The following is a 26,457-nucleotide window of genomic DNA, read 5'->3' as shown; positions in this document are numbered from 1 at the left end:
TTTTCCGACCTTTCGCCCCAGATCGCAGCCAGGTAAACGGCGGCCGATGCAACAGGCGCGCCGGGGAAGCATTCAGATGCGAATGGATAAATTCACCAGCAAATTCCAGCAGGCCCTGGCCGACGCCCAGTCGTTGGCGGTGGGCCGCGACAATCAATACATCGACCCGGCGCACCTGCTGGTCGCGCTGCTCGATCAGCAGGGCGGCTCGGTGCGCCACCTGCTGGACAAGGCCGGGGTCAAGGTCAACCTGCTGCGCTCGCAGTTGGGGGAGGCGCTGGATCGGCTGCCCAAAGTCGAGGGCAACGCCGGCGACGTGCATGTTTCCAACGAGCTGGGCCGGCTGCTGAACGTGATGGACAAGCTCGCGCAGAAGCGCGGCGACCAGTTCATCGCCAGCGAGCTGTTCGTGCTCGCCGCCCTCGAAGACAAAGGCCAGCTCGGCACGCTGCTGCGGAACGCCGGCGCGGTGAAGGGTTCCATCGAGCAGGCCATCGATGAGATGCGCGGCGGCGAGAAAGTGAACGACGCCAATGCCGAGGAAAGCCGCCAGGCGCTGGAGAAATACACTGTCGATCTCACCGAGCGCGCCGAGCAGGGCAAGCTCGATCCGGTCATCGGCCGTGACGATGAAATCCGGCGCACCGTGCAGGTCCTGCAACGGCGGACCAAGAACAATCCGGTGCTGATCGGCGAGCCGGGCGTGGGTAAGACGGCCATTGTCGAAGGCCTGGCCCAGCGCATCGTCAACGGCGAGGTGCCCGAAGGCCTGCGCAACAAGCGCATCCTCGCGCTCGACATGGGCGCGCTGATCGCGGGCGCGAAGTTCCGTGGTGAATTCGAAGAGCGCTTGAAGGCGGTGCTCAACGACCTCGCCAAGCAGGAAGGCCGCGTCATCCTGTTCATCGACGAGTTGCACACCATGGTCGGCGCCGGCAAAGCCGAAGGCGCCATGGACGCCGGCAACATGCTCAAGCCCGCACTGGCGCGCGGTGAGCTGCATTGCGTGGGCGCGACGACGCTCGATGAGTATCGCAAGTACATCGAGAAGGACGCGGCGCTCGAGCGTCGTTTCCAAAAGGTGCTGGTGAACGAGCCATCGGTGGAAGACACCATCGCCATCCTGCGCGGCTTGAAGGAACGTTACGAAGTTCACCACGGCGTCGAGATCACCGATCCGGCCATCGTGGCCGCAGCCACGCTGTCGCATCGTTACATCACCGATCGGCAGCTGCCGGACAAGGCCATCGACCTGGTCGACGAGGCCGGCTCGCGCATCCGCATGGAGATCGATTCCAAGCCGGAAGCTATGGACCGCCTCGAACGCCGCATCATCCAGCTGAAGATCGAGCGCGAGGCCTTGAAGAAGGAAACCGACGAGGCTTCCAAGAAACGCCTGAGAGCGCTGGACGAGCAGCTCGGCGCTCTCGAGAAGGAATATTCCGATCTGGAAGAGGTGTGGAAGTCCGAGAAAGCCTCGGTGCAAAGCGCCGCCGGCATCAAGGAAGAACTGGAGCGCACCAAGATCGAATTGGAAACGGCGCGACGCGCGCAGGATCTCGCGCGCATGTCCGAGCTTGCGTACGGCCGCATCCCCGAGCTGGAGCGGCGCCTGGCGCAGGCCACCGCGGCCGAGCAGCAGGCCGATCAGAAGAAGCTGCTGCGAAACAAAGTGACCGACGAGGAGATCGCCGAAGTGGTCTCCAAGTGGACCGGCATCCCCATTTCCAAGATGCTGGAAGGCGAAAAAGAAAAGCTGTTGCGTATGGAAGAACAGCTCGGCAAGCGAGTCGTCGGCCAGGCCGAGGCGGTGTCCGCGGTATCCGATGCGATCCGCCGCTCGCGTGCCGGCTTGTCCGATCCGAATCGCCCCAATGGCTCGTTCCTGTTCCTCGGCCCGACCGGTGTCGGCAAGACCGAGCTGAGCAAAGCGCTCGCCGAGTTCCTGTTCGACACCGAAGAAGCCATGGTCCGCATCGACATGTCGGAGTTCATGGAGAAGCACTCGGTGGCGCGGTTGATCGGCGCGCCTCCCGGCTATGTCGGTTACGAGGAAGGCGGCTACCTGACCGAAGCCGTGCGGCGTCGGCCCTATTCAGTGCTGTTGCTGGATGAAGTCGAGAAGGCGCATCCGGATGTTTTCAACGTGCTGTTGCAGGTGCTGGACGACGGGCGACTGACCGACGGCCAGGGGCGCACGGTCGACTTCCGTAACACCGTCATCATCATGACGTCGAACCTGGGCTCGCATGTGATTCAGGAGCTGGCGGGCGAGGCCAACTACGCCCGGATGAAACAATCGGTGCTGGAGATCGTGCAGCAGCACTTCCGGCCCGAATTCATCAACCGCGTCGACGATCTGGTGGTGTTCCATCCGCTGGGCCGGAATCAGCTGCGTGCCATCGTGGACATCCAGCTGGGTCATCTGCGTCGCCGGCTGGGCGAGCGGGACATCGAGCTGGTGCTGGACGAGGCTGCCACCGATCGGTTGGCCGAGGCCGGCTTCGATCCCGTGTACGGCGCCCGGCCCTTGAAGCGAGCGATTCAGCAACAGCTGGAGAACCCGCTGGCGCAACGTATCCTGCGTGGCGAGTTCGGCCCCGGCGCTCGCGTGCTGGTCACGGTCAAGGATGGCCAGCTGGCGTTTCAACGCGGGTGATTGGTAGCCGCTGCAGCCATCCGAGAGAACTTGAACAATCGGCGTTCGCCACTATGATGCGGCGACGCCGAGCCGCCCTGGTCCTACGAGAATAACCATGCCGTTTTACGAATACGAATGCAGTCACTGCAAGTTCTACGTCGAGACCCTGCAAAAGATTTCCGATGAGCCGTTGAAGCAGTGCCCCAGCTGCAAAAAGCAGACACTGAAGAAACTGATCTCGGCGCCGGTGTTCCGCCTCAAGGGCGATGGCTGGTACGAGACCGACTTCAAGTCCGAGGGCGAGGACAAGCGCAATCTCGCCGATCGCGACGAGCCGGCCGAGAAGTCCGAGGACAAGACCTCGAGCGACACCAAGGCCGAGACCAAGGCTGAAGTCCCGGCCAAGAAAAAGGCCGAGTCCAAGCCGGAAGTCAGGACCGCCGCCGCCGCCAAGAAGGCTCCGGTCAAAGCCGCCCCGGCCAAGGGCAAGAAGCCGGCCGCCAAGGCGCCGGCCCGCCGCCCGCCGCCGAAGAAGGCCGCGCCGGCCAAGAAGAAGGCGAAGCGCCGCTAATCCAAAGTCCTACGCCCGGCTGCCCTGTTCCCGCCTGGGGATGGGGCGGCGGGCGTGCCTTGCGCCGCTTCGGGGGGCTCCGTAACATCGCGCGCTCCCTACGTCCCGAGCCTTTTCCATGCGCTCCCATTATTGCGGCCAGGTCAACGAAACCCTCATCGGCAAGGAAGTCAGCGTCGCGGGCTGGGTGCACCGCCGGCGGGACCATGGCGGGGTCATTTTCGTCGACCTGCGCGACCGGGAAGGTCTGTTGCAGATCGTGTTCGACCCGGACGCCAAGGAGGTGTTCGCCGACGCCGAGCGCCTGCGCAGCGAGTTCTGCATCCGGATCAAGGGGCTGGTGCGGGCCCGCCCGGGCGGTACGGCGAACGCCAATCTCGCGTCCGGTCAGGTCGAGCTGCTGTGCCGCGAGCTGGAGATTCTGAGCCGCTCCGAGACCCCGCCGTTCCATCACGACGAGCCGGTCAACGAAGAGCTGCGGTTGAAATATCGCTATCTCGATCTGCGCCGCGATGTCATGCAAAAGCGCGTCCGCCTGCGTCATCAGGTGACGCGCGCCATGCGCCAGTATCTGGACGACAACGGCTTCATCGACATCGAAACGCCGATGCTCACCAAGGCGACGCCGGAAGGTGCGCGCGACTATCTCGTGCCGAGCCGCACCCATCCCGGGCAGTTCTTTGCGCTCCCGCAATCGCCGCAGCTGTTCAAGCAGCTGCTGATGATGGCGGGCTACGATCGTTACTATCAGATCGTTCGCTGCTTCCGCGACGAAGACCTGCGCGCCGAGCGTCAGCCCGAATTCACTCAGCTCGATATCGAGACGTCGTTCCTGAGCGAAGAGCAGATCATGCAGCTGATGGAGCAGCTGATTCGTCACATCTTCAAGGTCGTGCTCGGTGACGATCTGCCGAACCCGTTCCCGCGCATGACGTACGCCGAGGCGATGCGCCGTTACGCGTCGGACAAGCCGGACCTGCGTATTCCGCTGGAGCTGGTCGATGTCGCGGATCTGGTGCAGGGCTCGGAGTTCAAAGTGTTCTCGGGCCCGGCTTCCAATCCGGAAGGTCGCGTGGTGGCGTTGCGCGTGCCGGAAGGCGGGACCAAGCTGTCACGCAAGGAGATCGACGATTACACCACCTTCGTCGGCCGTTACGGCGCGAAGGGTCTGGCGTACGTGAAGGTCAACGAGAAGGCGAAAGGTCGCGACGGCCTGCAGTCGCCCATTCTCAAATTCCTGAGCGACGCTGCGATCAGCGGCATCATGTCGCGTACCGGTGCGCAGGATGGCGATCTGATTTTCTTCGGCGCGGACACCGCCAAGGTCGTGAACGATTCCATCGGCGCGCTGCGAATCAAGGTCGGCCACGATCTGAAGCTCACCAAGACCGGCTGGCATCCGCTGTGGGTGGTCGACTTCCCGATGTTCGAGTGGGATCCGGATGCGAAGCGCTGGGCGGCCTTGCACCACCCATTCACCGCGCCTCGTATCGAAGACGCCGCGGCGCTGCGCGCCGACCCGAAGAACGCCCTGTCGAAAGGTTATGACATGGTGCTGAACGGTTCCGAAATCGGCGGCGGCTCGGTGCGTATCCACCGCACGGAAATGCAGTCCACCGTGTTCGATCTGCTCGGCATCTCGCCGGAAGAAGCGCAGATCAAGTTCGGCTTCCTGCTCGAGGCGCTCAAGTTCGGCGCGCCTCCGCACGGGGGCATCGCCTTCGGTCTGGATCGCATCGTGATGTTCATGGCCGGCACCGATTCGATCCGCGACGTCATCGCCTTCCCCAAGACCCAGACCGCGGCGGATCTGATGACCAGCGCGCCGACGGCGGTGAGCGAAGAGCAGCTCAAGGAACTGCATATCCGGGTGAAGCTGCCGCTGAAAATCGAGGGCTGATCCGGTTGTAACGCGCCGACGCGGCTTGTGCGTCGGCGCCATCCCGCGTCGAACCTCAGCCCTCTGCTGAGCAGAACATAACAAGCCCATGTCGGGAAGCGCCTAAAGTGCTGGAGGGAATTGTCCTTCAGGTCACTGGCGATGCGAAGCGCGCCGCGGGTTTAATCATTCGTTAGCAAAGTCGCGGCACAAGCCTGGCGTTCTTCGAACCCGGCGAGTTCGGTGCCAATTTCGTTGTCGAGAGGTAGACAGATTCGCATGCCGAGGCGTGCCTCGGTGGCTGGCTTGCGGATCGGTCCCGAGTTTCACGTATTTGCGCTGACGAGTGGGATACGCCCGATAACAACAACATCAGCGGGCGCCGACGGAGAGCGGCACGTACGGAGGGATAGATGGGTGAGAGAGTCGTCCAGTTGACTGGGCTGCGTGCGTTATCGATTGCGGCGGTGCTGGTCACGCATCTTTGGACCTATCCGGAAGGCTATACATTCCTCAACAGGATCGCCGCGGCGGGCTGGCTGGGCGTGCAGCTGTCCTTCGTGCTCTCCGGCTTTCTGATCACCAAGATCCTGTGGCGGGCACGAGAAGGCTCGCGCTATTTCGTGAACTTCTATGCGCGCCGCTCGCTGCGCATCTTCCCGCTCTACTATCTGGTGCTGGCGACGGTGTTTCTCGTCCTGCCGCTGGTCATCGACATTCCGGCCAAGCTGGAAGAATCCAGCTGGATGTATTGGCTGTATCTGAGCAACTTCGCGGTGGCCACGGCCGGCTGGCAGCTGTTCCTGACGGACGTGACCTGGTCGCTCGCGGTGGAGGAGCAGTTCTATCTGGTGTGGCCGGCGCTGGTCCGTCGCATCACCAGGTCGCAAATGATCGCATTCTGTCTGGCGCTGATCGTGCTGGCGCCGATTGGACGGGCTTTGCTGTGGTCCGAAGCCAACTGGATGTGGATTCACATGATGATGCCGCTGCGCGCCGACGCGTTCGCGGTGGGCGCTCTGCTCATCATGTTGCCTCAGGAGAAACTGCGGAAGTACGCCGCTCCGGTACTCATGATCGGCGGCGCCGTCCTGCTCACCCTGATCCTGACTGGCAACTTCTCGCGCAAGTCGATGTTGGGTGGGACCATCGGCTATAGCCTGGTCGCGTTCGTGGCTGGCGCCGGGCTCATCATGGGCATGAACGCCAAGGCGTTTACATGGAAGCCGCTGGTGCATATGGGCACCGTGAGCTATGGCATCTATCTGCTCCATCCGTTCTGCCTCATGCTCACATCTTCCTTGCTCGCGTTCGCGGGACTGGGCGGTCCTGGCCTGCTGGAGTCCGTGATGCAGGTGGTGGTCACTGGCGCCGTTGCTGTGGCGGTTGCGACGGTGTCGTATCGCTTGTTCGAATCGCCCATCCTAAAATTGAAGCGCTTCTTCGAATCCAACCGCACGGCGCCCGCGCCCGCGGCTGCGGTGGCGATTCCGTCAGTCGTAAAGGAACCATAGAGCTCATCGCCGGACGGTCATGCAGTAGGGGCCGGCGTTGGCCCCGACAATCATGAGCAACACACAAACGCTCGCCGTCCTGTTGTTGGTGTTCTATGCGGTGCCGCTGGTGGTCGCGGCGATGCGGCGCGGCTGGTTGAAGTTCTATTTCGCTAGCGTTTTCGCCGGCGCTTTGTTGCTGGGCTATCAGACTTGGGCGGACTTGCAGGCAGAGGAGGACTGTCGGGCGGGCTGCGCAATCGTTATCAGCATCACGATATTGATCATCGCGACCGCCATGACTGGCTCGCTGTTGGCGATATTGTCGGTGTCTGGCTTCCGGAAATGGCGAAGTGTACGGGCCGCGCGTTCACGAGAACGCGCGTCTCAGAAGGCCATCGGAGCGAAATGAAAAGACCGCCTTGCTGCTACGCCAGTCCGAGCTTCTTCAGTACCTCGGGCGGCGGGCCTTCGAACGTGGTCATTGCCACGTTACCGACGTACTTCAGGTCTTTCATGCCCAGGGGAGTCGTGTAGTAACCACCAGCGGTGAGCGCGCGATAGCGCGCGAAGAACTTCGCAGCTTCGGCGAACTGAGCAGCCGCCTTCGCGGCGCTGATGTCGTCGCAAATGACTACGCGCTCCTCCTCGGTCAAAGCAGAGAAGTTGTTCTTGAAGCGCCGCTGAGATTCCTGATCGAGCCAGGCGAGACCTTGCACGACGACAGGCTTGTCGCGCTGGTTGTCAGGATAGGGCGCGCTGATCCACTCATCGATGAAATCCACCACGCCCACTTTGGCCGCGGCGGGTGACTGCTCGTCGGCGGGAATGATCAGATCGCTGAGCACAGTCGCGGTCGCGCGCTGCGCGTCGTTCAAAGTCAGCGGCCACAGCTCGCCGATCTTGTATAGCTTCAGCAGATTCGGATCTTTGCCATAGCCCGTGACGCTCTTGGCAGTGTCCTGAGCCAGACTCGACGTGGGCAACTGCAGGGCCGCGCTGGCTGCGAGCACCCATTTGAGTGCCGTGCGGCGATCGACGCGCATCGTGTCGTTGAACGTTTCCATGTCACAGCTCCCGCCGCTTCATAGCGGCCAGCATGTAATCGGCAGAGCGCCAGGCCAGCGCCATGATGGTCAACGTCGGGTTCTTGTCGGCGTTGGACGGGAACGGTGCGCCGTCGGTGAGAAACAGATTCTTCACGTCCCAGCTCTGGCCCCACTGATTGACCACGGAGCTTTTCGGGTTGCTGCCCATGATCGCGCCGCCGACTTCGTGAATGATGAAACCGCCCGGCAGCAGGTCCTGCTTGCCGGTGACTCGGCCGCCCATCTGCTGAATGATGTCGGTGAAGACCTTGTGCGAATGGACCGCCTGGCGCCGCTCGTGCTCGGACCACTTCCAGTGGAAGCGAAGCGTTGGAATGCCGTACTGATCTTTTTTCTCCGGATCGATCTCGCAATACGAATCCTCGTTGGGAATCATCTCGCCGCGACACACCAGGCTCACGAACGAGCCGTAGTAACGGCGCATGTCCTGCTTGAATTTCCTGCCGTAGCCGCCGACGAAATTCGCCAACCCGGCGGTCGCGCCGAAGCTGGGCATGTCGCGGCCCGCGCCGATTTCGATGTGATAACCGCGTGCAAAGTCGAGCTTGCCTGCGAGCTGTTCCTTGTACAGCCACCACGGCGAGTACACATGCATGCCGCCCGCGCCATCCTCGTTGTGTGGAGGCAGATCCTCCAGTGCCGGAATCTGGCCGGTGACGCTGGCCCCGACCGTGTCCATCAAATATTTGCCGACTTTGCCGCTGGAGTTGGCGAGGCCCTGGGGGAACTGCGGCGACTTGGAGTTGAGCAGGATGCGCACTGTTTCGCACGCGCTCGCGGCGAGCACGATGATGCGGCCCTTGGCGCGTTGTTCCTTGCCCGTGCTCTTGTCGATGAAGAGCACGCCCGTCGCGCGGCCGTCCTTGCCCATCTCCACTTCACGCACCATGGCGTTCGGCAGAATGTCCAGATTGCCCGTGGCCATCGCGGGCGGCAGGTGCACCGTAGTCGATTGATAATTCGCCTTGATCGAACAGCCGCGGCCGCAGTCCGTCGCCCAGAAACAAGGCGCACGGCTGCGCATACTGTCGGCCACGATCTGCTGTGCGCGTGCGTTGCCAGGATGCAGTAGCGCAGGGGCTCGCTTGTAATCGAGCTGCTGAGTCAAGACGGCGCGATGCGCGGCAATGACTGGCACACCAACCGTCTTTGCGTGTTTCTGAATTAGCCGCTCGCCGGCGCGCGCCTTGGGCGGCGGCAGCAAACAACCCTCGGGGGAGTTGGGGGTGTTTTCATAGCCATCGTTGTCGCCGTACACACCGATCAGCATTTCGACCTTGTCGTAATACGGCGCGACGTCCTCGTAAGAGATCGGCCAGTCGAAGCCCAACCCGTCGCGCGTCCTGGGTTTGAAATCGTATGGGCCGTTGCGTAGCGAGATGCGACCCCAGTGATTGGTGCGCCCACCCAGCATGCGAGCGCGCCACCACCAGAAGGTTCGGTCGGCGTCGGTCGAGGCGCTGGAGTAGGGCTCGCCGGGGATCTGCCAGCCGCCATCGACCGTGGCGTCGTAAAAGCCAAACTCCTTGTCGAGGGTGGACGTAGCTCGCAGCGGCGCCTGGTCCGGCGTTTGAAACATCGGCGTCTCGAGCTCGGGCACATAGTTGCGGCCGGCTTCGAGCATTAGCACTTTGGCGCCGTCGAGCGTCAGTGTGTATGCGGTTTGGCCACCCGCGGCGCCGGAGCCGACCACGATGACGTCGTACTCCTTCTGTAGTCCTGCAGTATCGATCAGCGGCATGGCTCACTTCCCATTGGCTTTGCCTCGAACTCTTCAGCGACGCGGCGGTGGCGCCGCGCTGTCACGAACGATCAACTTGATCGGCAACGTATGCATCGCCGGTTCGAGCTTGCCGCCGTTCAGCATCTCGAACAGCAGCGACATGGCTTTGTTGCCGATCTCGCGGGTGGGCTGTTCGATGGTGGTGAGCGGCGGATCGCAGAAGCTCGCAAACTCGATGTCGTCGAAGCCGACCACGGACACATCCTGCGGCACCGAGCGGCCAGTGCTTTTCAGGAAACGAATCGCGCCCAGCGCCATTTCGTCGTTGAAGCAAAAGACGGCGGTGGGCGGCTGCTTGGCCTTGAAGAGCCGTTCGGCGGCGGCGCTGCCCGAGCTCATCGTGAAATCTCCCTGCGCGATCAGCGCGTCGTCTGCAGCGATCTTCGCCGCGCGCAAGGCGAGCTTGTAGCCGCGAAGTCGGTCGCTGGTCAGAGGGCTGGAATCCGGGCCGAGCACGACGCCGATGCGCCGATGTCCGAGGTCGAGCAGATACTTGGTCATCTCACGAGCCGCCGCCGCGTTATCGATGCCGACGCGAGGGCAGGGTGCGTCTTCGATGTATTCGCAAGCGTTGACCAGCGGAATCTCCAGCCCGCCGTTCGCACCGCGCGCCGCCTTGGGCAGGCGCGGATGCAATTGAATCAAACCATCGGCCTGTCGCGTTTCGACCAGTCCGACATAGTAAGCCTCGCGATCTTCCCGACCTTCGGTGTCACCCAGCAACACCGCATAGCCGTGTTGTTGCGCCACCTGTTCGATGCCGCGAATGATTTCAGCGAAGAACGGGTTGGCGATGTTGGGCACCAGCACGACCACGGAGAAAGCCCGCTTGCTGCGGAAATTGCGCGCCAGCAAGTTGGGCTTGTAGCGACTGCGCTCGACCTGCGCGAGCACCTTCTTCAGCGTCTTGTCGGAGACCTTGTCCGGCGTCGTCAAGGCGCGGGAGACGGTAGCAATCGACACGCCGGCCTGGCGGGCGACCTGGCGGATCGAAGTGGCGCGACTGGAGGACACGGCGGGCTCTTGAATAATGTCGAATGCCGATTATGCGCCGCTGCGCTGGATCGACTCGGGTTTGAAAGCAAGCGCGAACAATCCAAACACGGCCGCGGCCAGCGCCGCCGGGATCAGCCAGATGGCCTTCCAGTCGTGTCCGCTCGCCAGCGTGTACTGATCGTAGATCAGGCCGGCCACTTTGAAGCCGATCAGCATGCCCAGGCCGTAGGTGGCCAGCGTGATCAGCCCCTGTGCCGAGCTCTTGTACTGCTCGCCCGCCTTGGAGTCGGTGTAGATCTGCCCGGACACGAAAAAGAAGTCATAGCAGACGCCATGCAGAGCGATGCCGCCGATCAGCAGCACCAGCACCGAATCCTGCGCGCCGAAGGCGAACAGCACATAGCGCAGCACCCAGGCGGCCATGCCGATGAGCAATGTTTTCTTGATGCCATAGCGATTCAGAAACACCGGCAGCAGCAGCATGAACAACACTTCGGACATCTGACCGATGGTCATTTTGCCGGTGGGGTTGGTCACGCCGATTTCGGCGAGGAACAGGTTGGTGTTCTGATAATAGAAGGCCAAAGGAATGCAGATCAGCACCGACGACACCACGAACACGGCGAAATTCCGGTCCTTGAGCAAGCTCAGCGCATCCAGCCCCAGCGCCTGGGATACCACGTTCTGATTCTCGACGCGGACGGGCGGCGTGGCGGGCAGGGTGAAGCTGTACACGCCGAGGATCAGCGAGGTGATGCTGCACAGAAGGAACGTGTTACGGAGCGCGCCTGCTGCCACGGCTTGCTGCGCATCCCAGCCGACCGTGCTGATGAACAGGCCGGCAATGATCCAGCCGATCGTGCCCCAAACGCGGATCTTGCCGAATTGCGCGGCGGGATCGCTGAGCTGACGGAACGACACGGAATTCACCAGCGCCAGGGTCGGCATGTAAATGATCATGTAGCCGAGCACATAGGGATAGAACGAGGCGAAGTCGCTGGAGTTGTACATCAGGTACATCAATAGCGCGCCGATCAGATGCAGCACGCCCAGGATGCGCTCGGCGTTGAAGTAGCGGTCGGCGATCAGGCCGATGATGAACGGCGCGAGAATCGCGCCCCAGCTTTGCGTGGAAAACGCTTGCCCGATCTCTCCGCCCGATGCAGAGAAGGCGGCGCCGAGAAAGGTGCCCAATGTGACGAACCAGCCGCCCCAGATGAAGAACTGCAGGAACATCATGACGCTGAGCCGAGCAGTGATCGGATTCAAAAGTCCCCCTTATGACCCGAGCGCCGCCGCTGCGGCGCCGGGTCGCGCTTTGCCATGGCTTGGAGTTCGAAGCTAATGGATTACATAGCCAAGCTGACGTTACTTCAACTTCTTCACGCTGACTTCCTTGAAGTACACCGTGTCCTTGTCGCCGTGATTCTGCAGCCCGATGTAGCCGCTGGCCGGACGCTTGCCCCGATCCGGCTCGTGCTTCTGTTTCTTCTCCGGCACGGGCGCGCCTTCGCGAAAGTCGGTCACCTTGGTGCCGTTGACCGTCACCACGGTACGCTCGTCCTCGATGGTGATTTCCATCGTGTTCCATTCGTGCACTTGGGGCTGCGCCAGGGTCTTGGTGAACGAATACAGCACGCCAGTGCGATGCCAGTCGTCGTCGCTATCGTCGATCTGCACTTCGTAGCCCTTGTTCACGGGCATCCACGGCTCGGTGGGCGGCTCGGGAATGCGAATGAAGACGCCCGAGTTGCCGCCGCCGTTGTCATCCGGCGCCTTGTACACGATGCGCACCACGGCGTTGCCGATCTTCTCGCGCGTGTACCACAGCAGGCCCATGCCGCCGACGGTCTTCAGGACGCCGTTCTCCACCACGATCTCGCCCGGGCCGACGTGCTTCCAGCCATCGAGGTTCTTGCCGTTGAACAGCGGCTGCCATTCGCCGCTGCCGCTCGCGGATTCATCGGCGTTGGCGGTCATGAGACAAGCCGCTCCCAGGGTAACGGCGCACGCTGCTGCGAGCCGACGCGAAGTCGGATTCTTGAACAACATAAGGATGCTCCTTTGATCACCTGGCCGATGATTCCACGACTACGTTACGCCTTGAGCGTGCTCAGGTACTCGAAGCTCGCGCGCACGGCGTCGATGGTCGGGCCCGTGAAGTTTTCCTGTTCGACGAAGTAGTGCTTGAGATGTTGCGGATCGCAGGCGGCGAAGATGCGCTTCCAGTCGATCTTGCCGCGGCCGACTTCGACGGTCTGCGACTTGAGCTCGTCCGCCGTAGTGACCGCGTCCTTGCGCACGTCCTTGACGTGCAGCAGCGAGATGCGGTCGGCGTGTTGCTTGAGATAGCGGGTCGGATCGAGGCCGGCCGTCACCACCCAGGCGAGATCCAGCTCGATGGTGACGAGCTTCGGATCGGTCCACTTGAGCAACTCGTCGAATGCGATCACGCCGTCGTAGGAACGGAATTCCATGTTGTGATTGTGATAACCGGCCTGCAGCCCGACTTTTTTCGCGGCCTCGCCGAGTTTGTTGAGCTGCTCGGCGTTCCACTTCCAGTCATCCAGGGTGATGTCCTTGGCGATGGAGGCGGACGGCGCTGCGCCCGGCCGTGCCGGAAACGCGCAGATGAAATACTTGGCGCCGACTTCGGCCGCGCCATCGACCAACTGCTGCATGTTCTTCTGGATCTCGCCCATGCTGGAGTGCGCGGACGGCGCGGTCATGCCGTGATCGGCGAGGATCTTGCGCATCTCTTTGCCAGACTTGCCATAGAAGCCCGCGGTCTCGACTTCGCGGTAGCCGATGGCCTGCAGCTTCTTGAGCGTGCCGAGCAGATCCCGATTGGCTTCTTCTTTCACGGTGTACAGCTGCAGGCCGATGGGGCGACCCAGCGGGCCAGTGCCGGAGCCCGCGGCAAAACTGCGGCCGGCGGTCATGGCGGCCAATGCAGCAAGCGAGCTGCCCTCGAGAAAGCTGCGACGGGTGATCATGCTCATCTCTCCTGTTCGTGACCTGTTTATTAGTTAACCGGCGTCCATTGATTGCTGGCCGAGGAACGCAGCACGGCTTCGACGATGCTCATGGAGCGGGCGCCGTCCGCGAACGTGGGCAAGCCAACGTGAGATTCGCCACGAATGGCGGCGTACGAATCGCGCACGAATGCTTCAAAACAATCGCCCCAGCCCTGCGCGTGTCCCGCTGGCAGCCATGCGAGCCGGCGATGCTCGGGCGAACCTTGCGACGGATCGCGCACCAGCAGCGTCATGCCTTCGCGGCGGCCAATCCACAACTGCTCGGGGCTTTCCAGATCGAACATGACGCTTTGCTGGGCGCCGTCGAGCTCGAACCAGAGACGGTTCTTGCGGCCCGCGGAAACCTGGCTGATGGTCAGGGATGCGAGCGTGCCGCGATCCGTGCGCAGGATCAGACAGGCGACATCTTCGGTATCCACCGACTTTGTTTCTTTCACTTCGCCGGCGGCCTGGAATGCGACACGGCTTGCGGCGGCAGAGCGCTGCGCGATGGGTGTGCCGAGCGTCGCTATCAGCGAGGTGAAGCGTTCGCCCGTGATCCACTCCAGCAGGTCGCACAGGTGCGATCCGATGTCCGCGAAGGCGCGTGATTTGCCTCCCGCCGTAGCATCCACACGCCAGTTAGTGTCGCCGGCCTGCATGAGCCAGTCCTGCAGATACGAGCCCTGGATCAGGTACAACTTGCCGGTCTCATCGCCCTGCACCCGCGCACGCGCCTCACGCACCATGGGGTGATAGCGATTGATGAAAGGCACGGTGCCGATCAGGCCCTTGCTGTTGGCGAGCTCGGTGAGCATCTGCGCGTCTTGCAGCGAAGTCGCGAGCGGCTTCTCGCACACGACGTGCTTGCCCGATTCCAACGCCGTTTTGGCGACTTCCATGTGCAGCGAGTTGGGCGTGCAGATGTGGATCACATCCACGTCCTTGTCTCGCGCGGCTTCCAGGCCCGAGGCGAAGCTGCGAGGCACGGCGAGCTCCTTCGCCGCTTGCGCCGAGCGCTCCGGCGAGGAGGCCGCGACACCCACCACTTCAGCGCCGGCCAGCCGTGCAGAACGTACATGAACTCTGCCGATGAAACCGGTTCCAATAACTGCCGTGCGGAGAGGTCTGGACATGGCGTTGCGAGGCTCGATGGGAGTTAGGGGGTGGCGGCCGGACGTGCATATTGGCACGTCGACGGCTCGGATTTCACGTAGTAGGGGCGATAGTTGCTGGCATTCCTGTCCATGCAACCGGCCAGATTCAGCAGCGCGACCTTGCGGAACTCGATCGGATGCGATTCGCTCTGGAGCGCGATGTAGCCGCCTTCGATCAGTTCGCCGGTGGGCTGGGCCTTGGGATCGTGACGGTTCACCACACCGCCGCCGAACTGCGGCAGGCTGTATTCGAGCACTTTCTGGCCATCCATGATGTGGGTGATCTGGCCGGCGCCCAGCACCAGCATCTCGGCCCGCACCCATTGGTCGCCATCGAAGGTCTTGGAGGTGGAGTTCAGGCAGTGCTCTGGATACAGGCTGCCATCGACCACGATTTCGGTGCCAGGCGTGCAAACGTTCAGGGTAGTGCGCGGCTTGCCGTCGCTCTTACCGCCCAGGAACTGCGCTTCGATGGAAATGGGGAAATCTTGATCGCGCGTCATGGTGCGCGGATCTTGTGAATGGAGCATCACGCCACTGTTGCGAAACGCCCAGGCGCCGGGGTTGCCCGGAGCTTGCTCGCCGACGAAGCGATATTCGATCACCAGTCGGTAATAGCTATACGGCGTCCGGTAGAACAGGTGGCCGAACTGCCCGTCGAACTTCTGGTATTTGTCATAGCGCACCTGGAGCACGCCGTTTTGCACCCGGAAGGTATCGGCAAAATTCTCGCCGAGCGCGTGTTGCGAAATTTTCGGCGTCCAGCCGGTGAGGTCGCGGCCGTTGAACAGCTGGAGCCAATCTTCGGCCGGCGCTTCGACTTTAGCCGGAGGGGTGGATTGCGCCAGACCCGTCGACGTTGCGAGCAGCGCGCAGGCGGTCGCGAGCCCGGCGCTCGCTTTGCCCGTTCGCGTCATCGCTGTCTGCATGAGTCCCCCAGAGTGCCCGTGTTCATTGTCGGTTGTGTTGCGCCCGGTCGGCGCACGCTGCGACCATAGCTTGTCACGGCTTTCAAGGGCAATGGCGACTTGAACAACGATCCCAAACGGCGCGCGGCAGCCGAGCCTGCCACCATCGTACTGGTGCATGGACTGTGGATGTCGGGCTTTCAGCTGCGGATCTTGCAACACCGGCTCGAGGCCGGCGGTCAATTTCGTGTCGCTTCGTTTTCGTATCCGACCGTGAGCGGCTCGATGAACGATCACGTGCGCGGGCTATTGGATTTCGCTCGTGCGCAGCATGTTCCGGAGTTGCACTTCGTCGGTCACAGTCTGGGTGGGCTGGTGATCCTGCGCGCCCTGGAGGTCACCGACGATTTGCCGCCGGGTCGGGCGGTCTTGCTGGGGACGCCGTCACAAGGCTCGAAAGCGGCGCAGGGTGTGGCGCGCGTCGTTCCCTTCGGGCGCGCGATCCTCGGCGCGGCGGTGAATGCCGAATGTATCAATTGCGCGCCGCGCGAATGGCGCGGCCATCGTGAGATTGGCGTGATCGCGGGGTCCATGAGATTGGGCCTCGGGCGCTTGTTCGCCGACCTGAACGCCGATCATGACGGCACGGTGCTGGTGGAGGAGACCAAGCTGCCTGGAGCCAAGGATCACATCGTCCTGTCGATCTCACATACCGGCATGCTGTTTTCCACTGAGGTGGCTGAGCAGGCTCGATGTTTCTTGCGTAGCGGGATGTTTCGGCGGTGACGTCCCGGTAGGTCACTCCGGCGACGCCGATGCGTCAGCTCGACGTCACAGGATAAGAGCGGCAGCGCTCCATCTTTGTCTCAGTTCCCCTTTTCCATGGCCAACTTCTTCAATCTGTACAGCGCGTCGAGCGCTTCGCGAGGCGTCATGGAGTCCGGGTCGGCGCTGCGGAGAGCGGCGATGGCGGCGTGTTCCTCTTCCTCCTCGTCCTCGGGGAATTCGAGCAGCAACTCCTGCTGAGGCTTCATCTGCTGAGCGGCCGCAGCGGAGCGACGCTCCAGTTCGTGCAGATACTTGCGCGCGGCGTTGATCACTTTCGGCGGCACGCCGGCGAGCGCCGCGACCTGCAGCCCGTAGCTCTGATTCGCGGGACCTTCCTTCACCGTATGCAGGAAGATGAGTTTCTCTCCATGCTCGGTAGCATCCAGATGCACGTTCGAGCAGTTGTCCAGGTCCTGCGCCAGCGATGTGAGCTCGAAGTAGTGCGTGGCGAACAAAGTGAACGCGCGCACGGAACGAGCGATGTGATTCGCGCAAGCCCACGCCAGGGACAAGCCGTCGTAGGTACTGGTGCCGCGGCCAATCTCATCCATCAACACCAAACTATTGTTGGTGGCGTTGTTGAGAATGTTGGCTGCCTCGGTCATTTCGACCATGAATGTCGACCGACCGCCGGCAAGATCGTCCGACGCGCCGATGCGCGTGAACACGCGATCGATGGGCCCGATTCGTGCAGCCCTGGCGGGCACATAGCTGCCGATGCGCGCGAGAATGACGATGAGCGCAGTCTGGCGCATGAAAGTCGATTTACCGCCCATGTTCGGGCCGGTGATGACCAGCATACGACGCGAGTTGTGCAGGTCGAGGTCGTTGGGCACGAACGGTTGATCGATGAAGCGCTCGACCACGGGATGGCGACCTTCGGTGATCTGCAACACCGGATCGTCCGACAGCTCCGGTTGCGCATATCGCAAAGTCACCGCTCGCTCGGCGAGATTGGACAACACGTCCAACGCCGCCAACGCCGCCGCCGAGGCTTGCAGCTCGGCAAGCCGAGATATCAGCAGATCCAGCAGCTCGTCATAAAGTTGTTTCTCCCGGGCCAGCGCCCGATCGCGTGCGCCGAGCACTTTATCCTCGAACTCCTTGAGCTCCGGCGTGATGTAGCGCTCGGCGTTTTTCACCGTCTGGCGGCGGTGATAATCCGGCGGCACCTTGTCGGCGAAGCTGCGATTGATCTCGATGTAGTAGCCCTGCACCCGGTTGTAACCAAGCCGCAGATTCGCGATGCCGCTGCGCTCGCGTTCGCGCGTTTCGAGCTCGACCAGGTATTGATCGCTGTGCTCGCTGATGCGCTTCAGGTCGTCGAGCTCGGCGTCGTAGCCCGGCGCAATGACGCCGCCTTCGCGCAGAATGGGGGGAGGGGTCTCAACGATGGCGCGTTTGAGCACGTCATGAAGATCGGGATGAGTACCGGCTTGAGCAGCAAGCTCGCGCAGCAGCGGAGAATCGATGTTCGCGAGCAGTTGCTGCAAGTCGGGCAGTCTGCCGAGCGCGTCGCGCAACTGCGCCAGATCGCGCGGACGAGCGCTCTTGAGCGCAACTCGTGCGAGGCCGCGTTCGATGTCGCCGACGTGATTGAGCACATCGTGGAGCGGCGTGTACAACGCGCGTTCGATCAACGTCGAGATCGCCTGCAGGCGCAGTTCGACAGCGCCGCGGTCCCGCAGCGGCCGATGCAGCCAACGACGCAGCTCACGGCCGCCCATCGCAGTGGCTGTTTCATCCAGCACGGCAGCGACGGTGCACTCGGGCCGATCGGTCAAGCTCACATCCAACTCGAGATTGCGACGAGTCGCGGCGTCGAGCAGCACGGCCTCGCTGCGCTCTTCAGTGCGCAGCCCGCGAAGATGAGGCAGAGCGGCTTTTTGCGTGTCACGAACGTACTGAAGCAACGTGCCGGCCGCACGAATCGCGAGGAAGTATTCGGCGCAGCCGAAGCCAGACAGATCGCGCGTCGCGAATTGCTCACACAGCAGCCGAGTGCATGTTTCCAAATCGAAGTGCCACTGCGGCCGCTCGCGGACGAAAATGTTGATGCCGTCGCGCGCGGATGATTCAGGAATCAGCAGTTCCGCCGGTTTCAACCGCTCGATCTCGGCGGCGAGCGCTTCCTCGCCTGCGGCTTCCATCACGCTGAAACGGCCGCTCGACAATTCCATCCACGCGATTCCGAAACGCTGACCCTCCCGATACAGAGCGGCGAGCAACGTGTCCCGGCGCGCATCGAGAAACGCGTCATCGGTGACCGTGCCGGGAGTGACCACGCGCACCACCGCGCGCTCCACGGGTCCTTTCGACTTGGCCGGGTCGCCGATCTGTTCGCAAATGGCGACGGACTCGCCGCGGCGGACCAGCCGCGCCAGGTACGACTCGGCGCTGTGATACGGCACGCCGGCCATGGGAATGGGCTGTCCGGCCGATTGCCCACGGGCGGTCAGGGTGATATCCAGCAGGCGCGCGGCTCGCTTGGCATCCTCGAAGAACAGCTCGTAGAAGTCGCCCATGCGATAGAACAGCAACTCGTTCGGGTACTGCGCTTTGAGGCGCAGGTACTGCTGCATGGACGGGGTATGTGTTTCCAGGGCGGCGGACATCGCGGGGTGCTTGGCTCGTGACGCTTAAGAACGGAATTGTGCCTGCGCGAATCCGGATATGCCCAGCTTGACGTTGATCCCCGAGAGCTTGAAGCATGCATGGCATGAACAACGATGAGGATTTGATGCGCCTGGCCACCCAGGCCGGCGCGGACCTGTTGGACGCCGAGCGGCGCCTGGTCACGGCCGAGTCGTGCACGGGCGGCTGGGTGGCCAAGTTGTTGACCGATATCGCCGGCAGCTCGGCATGGTACGACGGCGGTGTGGTTGTCTACAGCAACGTGCTCAAGCAGTCCCTGCTCGGCGTGCGCCCTTCGACGCTGGCTTCGCACGGCGCGGTGAGCGAAGCGACTGCCCGCGAAATGGCGATCGGCGCGCTCGAAGCGCTCGGCGGGCACATCTCTCTCGCGGTCACGGGCATCGCCGGTCCTGCGGGCGCGCAGCCGGGCAAGCCTGTGGGCACAGTCTGGTTCGCCTGGGCGTGGAAGGAGAATGGCGAAATCGAAACTCGCGTCGCGCTGGAGACATTCACGGGGGATCGGGAAGCCATTCGCCGTCAGTCCGTGGCGCGAGCACTGCGCGAGTTGAGCCAGCTGCAGCGGAAGCCATGAAGTGGACCCTGCCCGGCACCGTCGATTGTTTTTCGCGTTGTGGCCCACCGATCAGTTTCGAGCTGAAATCGAGACAGCCACGCACGCGATTGCCCTAGCCAGCGGCGGGCGGCTGATCCCGGCGAGGAACCTGCACGTTACGCTGCTGTTTCTTGGCGAGGTCCCGGCCGAGAACTTCGACGTCGTTCAGCAAGCGGCCGCGCCGCTCGCCGGCAGCCCCGCGTTCGAGCTGAGCTTCGATGGTGTCGAGGCATGGGGGCGCAGATTGTTGTGTCTCACCTCGTCCACGCCGCCGGCTGCGGCGATCGATCTGGCCACCAGATTACGTGCCCATCTGAGCAACTTCGTGCGCGAAGACGAGCGGGAATTCCGACCGCACATCACGCTCGCGCGCGACCTGCCGCGCAGCCGCCCGACTCAAAAGATCGAGGTTCTCCGCCAGCAAGTGAATGATTTCGCGCTGGTCGAATCGGTGCGCGACGCCCGCGGCTCGCAGTATTCGGTGCTGAACCGCTGGCCCCTCGAGCGTGAATGAGCCGCTGACTCCTGCCTAGCACGCTCCGGCAGTGGCATAACAGGAATAACTGTGCAAATATACAGATATTCCCCAGTTTCGAGCTTCAGGTTTGTAAAATACTGGCTTGGAAGCTGAAGCAATCAATCAGGCAGGTCATCCGATGGAAGAAAATCGCAAGAAGGCGCTTGTCGCCGCGCTCGGCCAGATCGAAAAGCAATTCGGCAAGGGCTCGGTGATGCGTCTCGGCGACGCCAGCGCCACTTACGATGTGGAGGCGGTTTCCACCGGCTCGCTGGGTCTGGATATCGCGCTCGGCGTGGGCGGCCTGCCCCGCGGTCGAGTCATCGAAATCTACGGTCCGGAATCCTCGGGCAAAACCACACTGACCTTGCAGGTCATCGCAGAGGCGCAGCGCGCCGGCGGCACCGCTGCGTTCGTCGACGCGGAACACGCGCTGGATCCGGTGTACGCCGGCAAGCTCGGCGTGAACGTGCAGGAACTGCTGGTCTCGCAGCCCGACACGGGCGAGCAGGCTCTGGAAATCACGGACATGCTGGTCCGCTCCAGCGCGGTCGACGTGGTCGTGGTGGACTCGGTCGCCGCGTTGACGCCCAAGGCGGAAATCGAAGGCGAAATGGGCGATGCGCATGTCGGTCTGCAGGCCCGCCTGATGTCGCAGGCATTGCGTAAGCTCACCGGCAACATCAAGCGCTCCAACACCATCGTCATCTTCATCAACCAGATCCGCATGAAGATCGGCGTGATGTTCGGCAATCCGGAAACCACCACCGGCGGTAACGCGCTCAAGTTCTATTCCTCGGTGCGTCTGGACATCCGTCGCATCGGCGCCATCAAGAATGGCGAGGAAGTGGTCGGCAACCAGACCCGCGTCAAAGTGGTCAAGAACAAGGTGGCGCCGCCGTTCCGCGAAGCCGAGTTCGAAATCATGTACGGCCAGGGCATCTCGCGGAATGGCGAGATCATCGATATCGGCGTGGCGCAGGGCCTGGTCGAGAAATCGGGCTCCTGGTACAGCTATAACGGCGAGCGCATCGGCCAGGGCAAGGAAAACGCACGCACCTTCCTGGCGCAGAACCCGGACATCGCTCGCGAGATCGAGAGCAAGATCCGCGAGAAGCTGCTGCCGGCCAAGCGCGGCGAGGCCGAGAAGGGTGAGGCGGTCTAAGAGCAACCGCACGCGGGAGTTGTTCGAGGCCTCGGGCCTGCCCGAGGTCGAAGCGGAGCTGACCCCCGAACAGCAAGTCGAGCGCGCCAGGCAGCGGGACAAGGAAGTCGAAGTTGCGGCGGTGCGCTTGCTTTCGCGCCGTGAGCATTCCACCGAGGAGCTGAAGCGCAAGCTGGCCGCGAAGGGCTACCCCGAGGCCAGCATAGAGGCCGTGCTGGATAAGCTAGGCAAGAAAAAGTGGGTTTCCGACGAGCGCTTCGCCGCCAATTATGTTCACCACCATGCCCGCCGCGGCCAGGGCCCGGTGCGCATCCGGGCGCAGCTGCGGCAGCAGGGCGTCGCCGACGACCAGATCCAGCAGGAGATGGGCGCCACCGACCGTAACTGGAACGGGCTGGCGGCCGAGGTTCGGCGGCGCAAGTTCGGCGAGGGGCTGCCGAAAACCGCCGCTGAACGTGCAAAGCAGGCGCGGTTCCTTCAATATCGCGGTTTTCACAGCGATCAGATCCGCGCCGCCCTGAAGTTCGATCCTGACGTGGACGACGAGCCGGAAAAGGACTTCGATCCGGGCGGAGGATTCGATCCGGATCAATCCTGACGGTTTCTCATGACTGCCAAGCGCCTGTCGAGCGCCGAACTTCGCGCGCTGTTCCTCGATTTTTTTCGTGAGCGTGGCCACCAGGTGGTGGCCTCCAGCTCATTGGTGCCGGGGAACGACCCGACCCTGCTGTTCACCAACGCCGGCATGGTGCAGTTCAAAGACGTCTTTTTAGGCAAGGACAAGCGCAACTACAGCCGCGCCGCCAGCTCACAGCGCTGCGTGCGTGCCGGCGGCAAGCACAACGATCTCGAGAACGTCGGCTACACGGCCCGGCATCACACCTTTTTCGAGATGCTGGGCAACTTCAGCTTCGGCGACTACTTCAAGCGCGACGCCATTCGCTTTGCCTGGGAGTTCGTCACCGGCCAGCGGTACCTGGGCATCGATCCGCAGCGATTGATGGTGACGGTGTATCACACCGACGACGAGGCTTATGACATCTGGCACAAGGATGTCGGCGTGGCCGCGGATCGCATTGTGCGCATCGGCGACAAGTCGGGCGGCGGCTCGGACAACTTCTGGCAAATGGGCGAGACGGGCCCGTGCGGTCCGTGCACTGAGGTCTTCTACGATCACGGCGCGCACATTCCGGGCGGCCCGCCGGGCTCGGCGGACGCGGACGGCGATCGCTGGATCGAAATCTGGAATCTGGTGTTCATGCAGTTCGAGCGTTCGGAGGAGGGCAAGCTCACTCCGCTGCCCAAGCCCTCGGTCGACACCGGTATGGGCCTCGAGCGCACGGCCGCGGTGATGCAGGGCGTGCACTCGAACTACGAGATCGATCTGTTCGTCAACCTCATCAAGGCCGCCGCCGAAGCGACTCACACCAAGGATCTGTCCTCGAGCTCACTGCGCGTGATCGCGGATCACATTCGCGCGTGTTCGTTCCTCGTGGCTGATGGTGTGTACCCCGCTAACGAAGGTCGCGGCTATGTACTCCGTCGCATCATTCGCCGCGCCGTGCGCCATGGTTACAAGCTCGGCCAAACGCAGCCGTTCTTCTACACGTTGGTGGGCGCGCTCGAAAAGGAGATGGGCGAGGCTTATCCCGAACTGCGCACGCAGCGAGCGCAGATCGAGCGCGTGCTCAAGCAAGAAGAAGAACGCTTCGCGGAAACGCTCTCGCAAGGCATGGCTTTGCTGGATCAGGCGATCGGCTCTTTGCAGGGCAAGCAGATTCCCGGCGAAACCGTGTTCCGGCTCTACGACACCTTCGGCTTCCCGCTGGATCTCACTGCGGACATCGCGCGTGAGCGCGGCTTCACGATTGATGAAGCAGGATTCGAAGCCGCGATGGAAGCGCAGCGCGAGCGCGGCCGTGCCGCCAGCAAGTTCGGCGTCGATCTGCGCGCCGGCATTTCGTTGGACGACAAGACCATCTTCAGTGGCTACGACAGCGTCCAGGGCAGCGGCACGATCGTCGCCATCCTCCGCGGCAAAGAGCGCGTCGACGTGCTGCGCTCAGGCGAAGAAGGGCAAGTCATTCTCGACCACACGCCCTTCTACGCAGAAAGCGGGGGGCAGGTGGGCGACACTGGTGAGTTGCTCGGCGACGGAGCTAAGTTCGAGGTGCTCGATACTCTGAAGATCGGTAGCGCATTCGCGCACGTCGGTCGAGTAAGTTCTGGCGAACTGCGCGTCGGCGCGCGGATCGAGGCGCGTGTCGACGTAGAGCGGCGTCGCGCGACAATGGCCAATCATTCGGCCACACACCTGCTGCACGCGGCTTTGCGTAAGGTGCTCGGTACTCACGTGACTCAGAAGGGCTCGTTGGTCGCGCCCGATCGACTGCGTTTCGACTTCGCACATTTCGCGGCGCTGACGCCAGAAGAGTCGAGGCAGATCGAAGAGATGGTCAACGCGGAGATCCGTGCCAATTCGGCGGCGGAGACGAAGTTGATGGCGTATGACGATGCCGTGGCTTCGGGCGCGATGGCATTGTTCGGCGAGAAGTATGACGACCAGGTGCGCGTGCTCAGCTTCGGCGGCTTCTCCACCGAGCTGTGCGGCGGCACTCATGTAAGTCGTACAGGCGAAATCGGTTTGTTCAAGATCGTCAGCGAAGGTGGCGTGGCCGCGGGCATTCGGCGTATCGAGGCCGTCACCGGTCAAGGCGCGTACGAATGGATCTCGCAGACGGATCGCGTGCTGCGTGACGTGGCTTCGCTGGTGAAAGCAGGTCGCGAGGACGTCGAGGACAAAGTCCGGCAGCTACTCGATCGCAGCCGCAAGCTGGAGAAAGAAGTCGCCGCGCTCAAGTCCAAACTCGCCAGTGGACAAGGCAACGACCTGTCGAGCACTGCGGTCGACGTCGGTGGTTTGAAAGTAGTTGCCACGCGCGTCGACGGAGCCGATGCGCCGGCGCTGCGTGACGCCGTGGATCAGTTGAAGAACAAACTGCGCTCCGCGGCCATCGTGCTTGCGTCGGTGCAGGAAGGGAACAAAGTCGTGCTGATCGCGGGTGTGACGGCGGATCAGACGGCGAGGGTGAAAGCGGGAGATTTAGTTAACTTTGTCGCGCAACAGGTCGGCGGGCGAGGTGGCGGCCGCGCCGACATGGCGCAGGCCGGCGGCAACGATCCCACGCAACTCGATACCGCTTTGGCCGGCGTCGCCAACTGGATCGAGTCCAAAGTTGCGGCAAAATCCGCCTGAAACTGTCAACAGTGATTGCGCGAACTGCACGGCCGCAGGGAAGCTGGTCTACTCCGCGCCTCGTCGGGCTGCCGCGCTATGTCGGCTGAAAACTCATGAGTATGATTTTTTTGATACTGGGGAAAATTCGGGTCGCACTCAAGTTTAAATAGTGCGAACATATTAAAAAATATATTGTCACTCTTGTGAGGGTAATTTCGATATTCAGGGAAATCCCGATCCCCATTACCCGAGCAGCTGACCTACTCTCGATTTGAATGAAAAGTGCGAGTGCTGTGGGAGGGCGGTGATTCCACCGCCGGCAAACGCAACTTGATCATTCGGCTGACAGCAAGGAGCGAACCATGTTGATTCTGACAAGGCGCGTCGGTGAGACCGTGATGATAGGTAACGACATCACAGTGACCGTCCTAGGCGTCAAAGGCAATCAGGTGCGTGTGGGTGTGAACGCGCCGAAAGAGGTTGCCGTGCATCGTGAAGAGATCTACGAGCGCATCAAGCGTGAGGAACAGGCGGCGGGCGGTGGCGCGGCAAAGCGTCCCATCACCGGCGCGGGCTCCTGAGTTCGTAGCTCGTTACCGTTCTGTTCGCGGGGTGACGTGGCCCGCCACTCCCGCGAGACTATGAGCAGATGCACTGCATCGCGCTCGGACCCTTTACCTCACGGGCCACGGCCAGTATTCTTGCCGGCCTTCGCGGACCTGGGGCCAGAAGCCCCCGTTTGCGAATAGCATTCCTGGGGCGTCACGCCCTGGCAGTCCCGCGCCGGAGAGTTGGCCGAGTGGTCGAAGGCGCACCCCTGCTAAGGGTGTATGGGTCAAAAGCCCATCGAGGGTTCGAATCCCTCACTCTCCGCCATATCAAAGGACCCTCGTAAGAGGGTTTTTTTGTATGGCGGGCTCGGTGAGGCATCGACAACCCCGCGCCGAGGGTCCGACCCATGTAAATACATGTGGGGCAGGACAGTCGTTTTGCACGACTTTCAGGTCGCCCGAAGGGCGAAGTACAGGGAGCTACTTCGTGTCGTCCCTCACTTTCCGCCAGATCCAAAAAGCCCTCGAAGGCGGGCTTTTGTATTTGGCGGACAAGACTGGGTGAGAGGCCCTCATCGGCCCCCCGCTTCCGACCGAGCTGTGACATTTTGTTACATCGGCGCGCCCACGTAGCGTCGCAGCGTGCGGGCTTTGGTGGTCGCGAGCAGCAGGCGGTCGCCGCTCACTTCGCCCGTCAGGGTCGTGGGATCGGACTCCAGTCCCTGCACCACCATCTCCATCCGATTGCCCACCAGCCGTCCGCCTTGCACGGCCAGCCGCGATTGCGCGGCGGGCGACGACTCCAGTTGTTGAAAGCGCTGCTGCAGCCGGACGGTGAACGAGTCCGAGCCGCCGACCTCGGTGAACTTCCAGTCGCCTGCGACGCGCGCCGGCACGATCCACAGGAACGCGCGAGTATTGCCGACATCCGCTTCGATGAGCTCGTCTGGCTGCCAGTCCGCCATGTCAAAGGTGTTTGAGACGATGCGTGTGCCCGGTCGCATGCTCAACAGCTTCGGACGCAGTTTGAGATTGACCGTCGGTCCGAGATATAGCGTGAGCACCGTTGCGTGGCTGAAGTCGGTCGAGAATATGTCGCCTTGCTCGAACTGCACCTTGCCGGTGAGTCCTTCGACGCGGGCATAACAGCGGGCGAGCTCGACGAGCTGCTGGTTGTATTCGATGCCCAGCGCATGGGCGCCGAATCGTTTCGCCGCCGCGATCGGAATCTTGCCGTCCCCCGAACCCAGATCGATCACGCGATCTTTGTCGGTGACCCGGGCTGCGCGGAGCATCGCATCGACGACCGAGTCGATGGTCGCCACCCACATCACGTCTTTGCCGGGTTCGCCACTGC

Annotated in this window: 22 protein-coding genes and 1 tRNA gene; 13 read left to right on the top strand and 10 right to left on the bottom strand. The window is 62.5% G+C overall.

The features are described from left to right. Nucleotides 1-82: 82 nt before the first annotated feature. From clpB to JM946_RS01700, 5 genes are all read left to right on the top strand, one after another. A complete protein-coding gene (gene clpB, locus JM946_RS01720; protein WP_407700500.1) occupies nt 83-2,659 on the top strand; it encodes an ATP-dependent chaperone ClpB in 2,577 nt (858 codons plus the stop codon). 97 nt (nt 2,660-2,756) lie between these two features. Further along, complete coding sequence (locus JM946_RS01715) at nt 2,757-3,212, top strand: FmdB family zinc ribbon protein (protein WP_203165410.1); 456 nt, start codon at nt 2,757-2,759, stop codon at nt 3,210-3,212. Between the two features lie 118 nt (nt 3,213-3,330). Continuing rightward, a complete protein-coding gene (gene aspS, locus JM946_RS01710) occupies nt 3,331-5,112 on the top strand; it encodes an aspartate--tRNA ligase (RefSeq protein ID WP_203165409.1) in 1,782 nt (593 codons plus the stop codon). 392 nt (nt 5,113-5,504) lie between these two features. Beyond that, complete coding sequence (locus JM946_RS01705; RefSeq protein WP_203165408.1) at nt 5,505-6,605, top strand: acyltransferase family protein; 1,101 nt, start codon at nt 5,505-5,507, stop codon at nt 6,603-6,605. Nucleotides 6,606-6,657: 52 nt separating this feature from the next. Beyond that, nucleotides 6,658-6,996, top strand: a complete 339-nt coding sequence (locus JM946_RS01700; RefSeq protein ID WP_203165407.1) for a hypothetical protein — start codon at nt 6,658-6,660, stop codon at nt 6,994-6,996. 16 nt (nt 6,997-7,012) lie between these two features. Here JM946_RS01700 and JM946_RS01695 read toward each other — a convergent pair whose 3' ends face one another. From JM946_RS01695 to JM946_RS01660, 8 genes are all read right to left on the bottom strand, one after another. Next, nucleotides 7,013-7,651 carry a gluconate 2-dehydrogenase subunit 3 family protein gene (locus tag JM946_RS01695; protein ID WP_203165406.1) on the bottom strand — a complete coding sequence of 213 codons (639 nt, stop codon included), beginning with the start codon at nt 7,649-7,651 and terminating at the stop codon, nt 7,013-7,015. 1 nt (nt 7,652) lies between these two features. Continuing rightward, nucleotides 7,653-9,434 (bottom strand): GMC family oxidoreductase, encoded by a 1,782-nt coding sequence (locus tag JM946_RS01690; RefSeq protein ID WP_203165405.1) that lies wholly within the window; start codon nt 9,432-9,434, stop codon nt 7,653-7,655. 33 nt (nt 9,435-9,467) lie between these two features. Then, nucleotides 9,468-10,490, bottom strand: a complete 1,023-nt coding sequence (locus JM946_RS01685; RefSeq protein ID WP_203165404.1) for a LacI family DNA-binding transcriptional regulator — start codon at nt 10,488-10,490, stop codon at nt 9,468-9,470. Nucleotides 10,491-10,520: 30 nt separating this feature from the next. Continuing rightward, nucleotides 10,521-11,741, bottom strand: a complete 1,221-nt coding sequence (locus JM946_RS01680) for a nucleoside permease (RefSeq protein WP_203165403.1) — start codon at nt 11,739-11,741, stop codon at nt 10,521-10,523. 99 nt (nt 11,742-11,840) lie between these two features. After that, a complete protein-coding gene (locus tag JM946_RS01675) occupies nt 11,841-12,452 on the bottom strand; it encodes a 3-keto-disaccharide hydrolase (RefSeq protein WP_203165402.1) in 612 nt (203 codons plus the stop codon). A 116-nt stretch (nt 12,453-12,568) separates the two neighbouring features. Beyond that, a complete protein-coding gene (locus JM946_RS01670) occupies nt 12,569-13,468 on the bottom strand; it encodes a sugar phosphate isomerase/epimerase family protein (protein ID WP_203165401.1) in 900 nt (299 codons plus the stop codon). Between the two features lie 29 nt (nt 13,469-13,497). After that, nucleotides 13,498-14,625: a Gfo/Idh/MocA family protein gene (locus JM946_RS01665; RefSeq protein ID WP_203165400.1), complete on the bottom strand. Its 1,128-nt coding sequence runs from the start codon at nt 14,623-14,625 to the stop codon at nt 13,498-13,500. Nucleotides 14,626-14,648: 23 nt separating this feature from the next. Then, entirely contained in the window at nt 14,649-15,575 is a 927-nt protein-coding gene (locus JM946_RS01660) for a 3-keto-disaccharide hydrolase (protein ID WP_203165399.1), read from the bottom strand. A 99-nt stretch (nt 15,576-15,674) separates the two neighbouring features. Here JM946_RS01660 and JM946_RS01655 point away from each other — a divergent pair, with 99 nt between their 5' ends. Continuing rightward, nucleotides 15,675-16,340, top strand: a complete 666-nt coding sequence (locus tag JM946_RS01655; RefSeq protein ID WP_203165398.1) for an esterase/lipase family protein — start codon at nt 15,675-15,677, stop codon at nt 16,338-16,340. An 80-nt stretch (nt 16,341-16,420) separates the two neighbouring features. On the opposite strand, the gene mutS is transcribed toward JM946_RS01655, so the two are convergent. Continuing rightward, nucleotides 16,421-18,997: a DNA mismatch repair protein MutS gene (gene mutS, locus JM946_RS01650; protein ID WP_203165397.1), complete on the bottom strand. Its 2,577-nt coding sequence runs from the start codon at nt 18,995-18,997 to the stop codon at nt 16,421-16,423. Between the two features lie 104 nt (nt 18,998-19,101). Here mutS and JM946_RS01645 point away from each other — a divergent pair, with 104 nt between their 5' ends. The 7 genes from JM946_RS01645 (at nt 19,102) to JM946_RS01615 (ending at nt 25,425) form a co-directional block, all read left to right on the top strand. Beyond that, complete coding sequence (locus tag JM946_RS01645) at nt 19,102-19,608, top strand: CinA family protein (RefSeq protein ID WP_203165396.1); 507 nt, start codon at nt 19,102-19,104, stop codon at nt 19,606-19,608. Nucleotide 19,609: 1 nt separating this feature from the next. Further along, complete coding sequence (gene thpR, locus JM946_RS01640) at nt 19,610-20,143, top strand: RNA 2',3'-cyclic phosphodiesterase (RefSeq protein ID WP_203165395.1); 534 nt, start codon at nt 19,610-19,612, stop codon at nt 20,141-20,143. Between the two features lie 142 nt (nt 20,144-20,285). Beyond that, the gene (gene recA / locus JM946_RS01635; RefSeq protein WP_203166528.1) at nt 20,286-21,311 is read left to right on the top strand and encodes a recombinase RecA; all 1,026 of its coding nucleotides are present in this window, start codon (nt 20,286-20,288) and stop codon (nt 21,309-21,311) included. A gap of 19 nt (nt 21,312-21,330) precedes the next feature. Further along, nucleotides 21,331-21,909 carry a regulatory protein RecX gene (locus tag JM946_RS01630; protein ID WP_203165394.1) on the top strand — a complete coding sequence of 193 codons (579 nt, stop codon included), beginning with the start codon at nt 21,331-21,333 and terminating at the stop codon, nt 21,907-21,909. A 9-nt stretch (nt 21,910-21,918) separates the two neighbouring features. Beyond that, the gene (alaS, locus tag JM946_RS01625; RefSeq protein ID WP_203165393.1) at nt 21,919-24,567 is read left to right on the top strand and encodes an alanine--tRNA ligase; all 2,649 of its coding nucleotides are present in this window, start codon (nt 21,919-21,921) and stop codon (nt 24,565-24,567) included. A 344-nt stretch (nt 24,568-24,911) separates the two neighbouring features. After that, complete coding sequence (gene csrA, locus JM946_RS01620) at nt 24,912-25,130, top strand: carbon storage regulator CsrA (protein WP_116808221.1); 219 nt, start codon at nt 24,912-24,914, stop codon at nt 25,128-25,130. A gap of 204 nt (nt 25,131-25,334) precedes the next feature. Further along, nucleotides 25,335-25,425, top strand: a tRNA-Ser gene (locus JM946_RS01615). A gap of 286 nt (nt 25,426-25,711) precedes the next feature. Here the strand turns inward: JM946_RS01615 and JM946_RS01610 are convergent. Beyond that, nucleotides 25,712-26,431: an SAM-dependent methyltransferase gene (locus JM946_RS01610; RefSeq protein ID WP_218042546.1), complete on the bottom strand. Its 720-nt coding sequence runs from the start codon at nt 26,429-26,431 to the stop codon at nt 25,712-25,714. Between the last annotated feature and the right edge of the window lie 26 nt (nt 26,432-26,457).

Source organism: Steroidobacter gossypii (genome assembly GCF_016801985.1).
GTDB classification, from domain to species: Bacteria; Pseudomonadota; Gammaproteobacteria; order Steroidobacterales; family Steroidobacteraceae; genus Steroidobacter; species Steroidobacter gossypii.
Note: the sequence above shows the minus strand (reverse complement) of the source record. Positions and strands in the feature narration are given on the sequence as shown.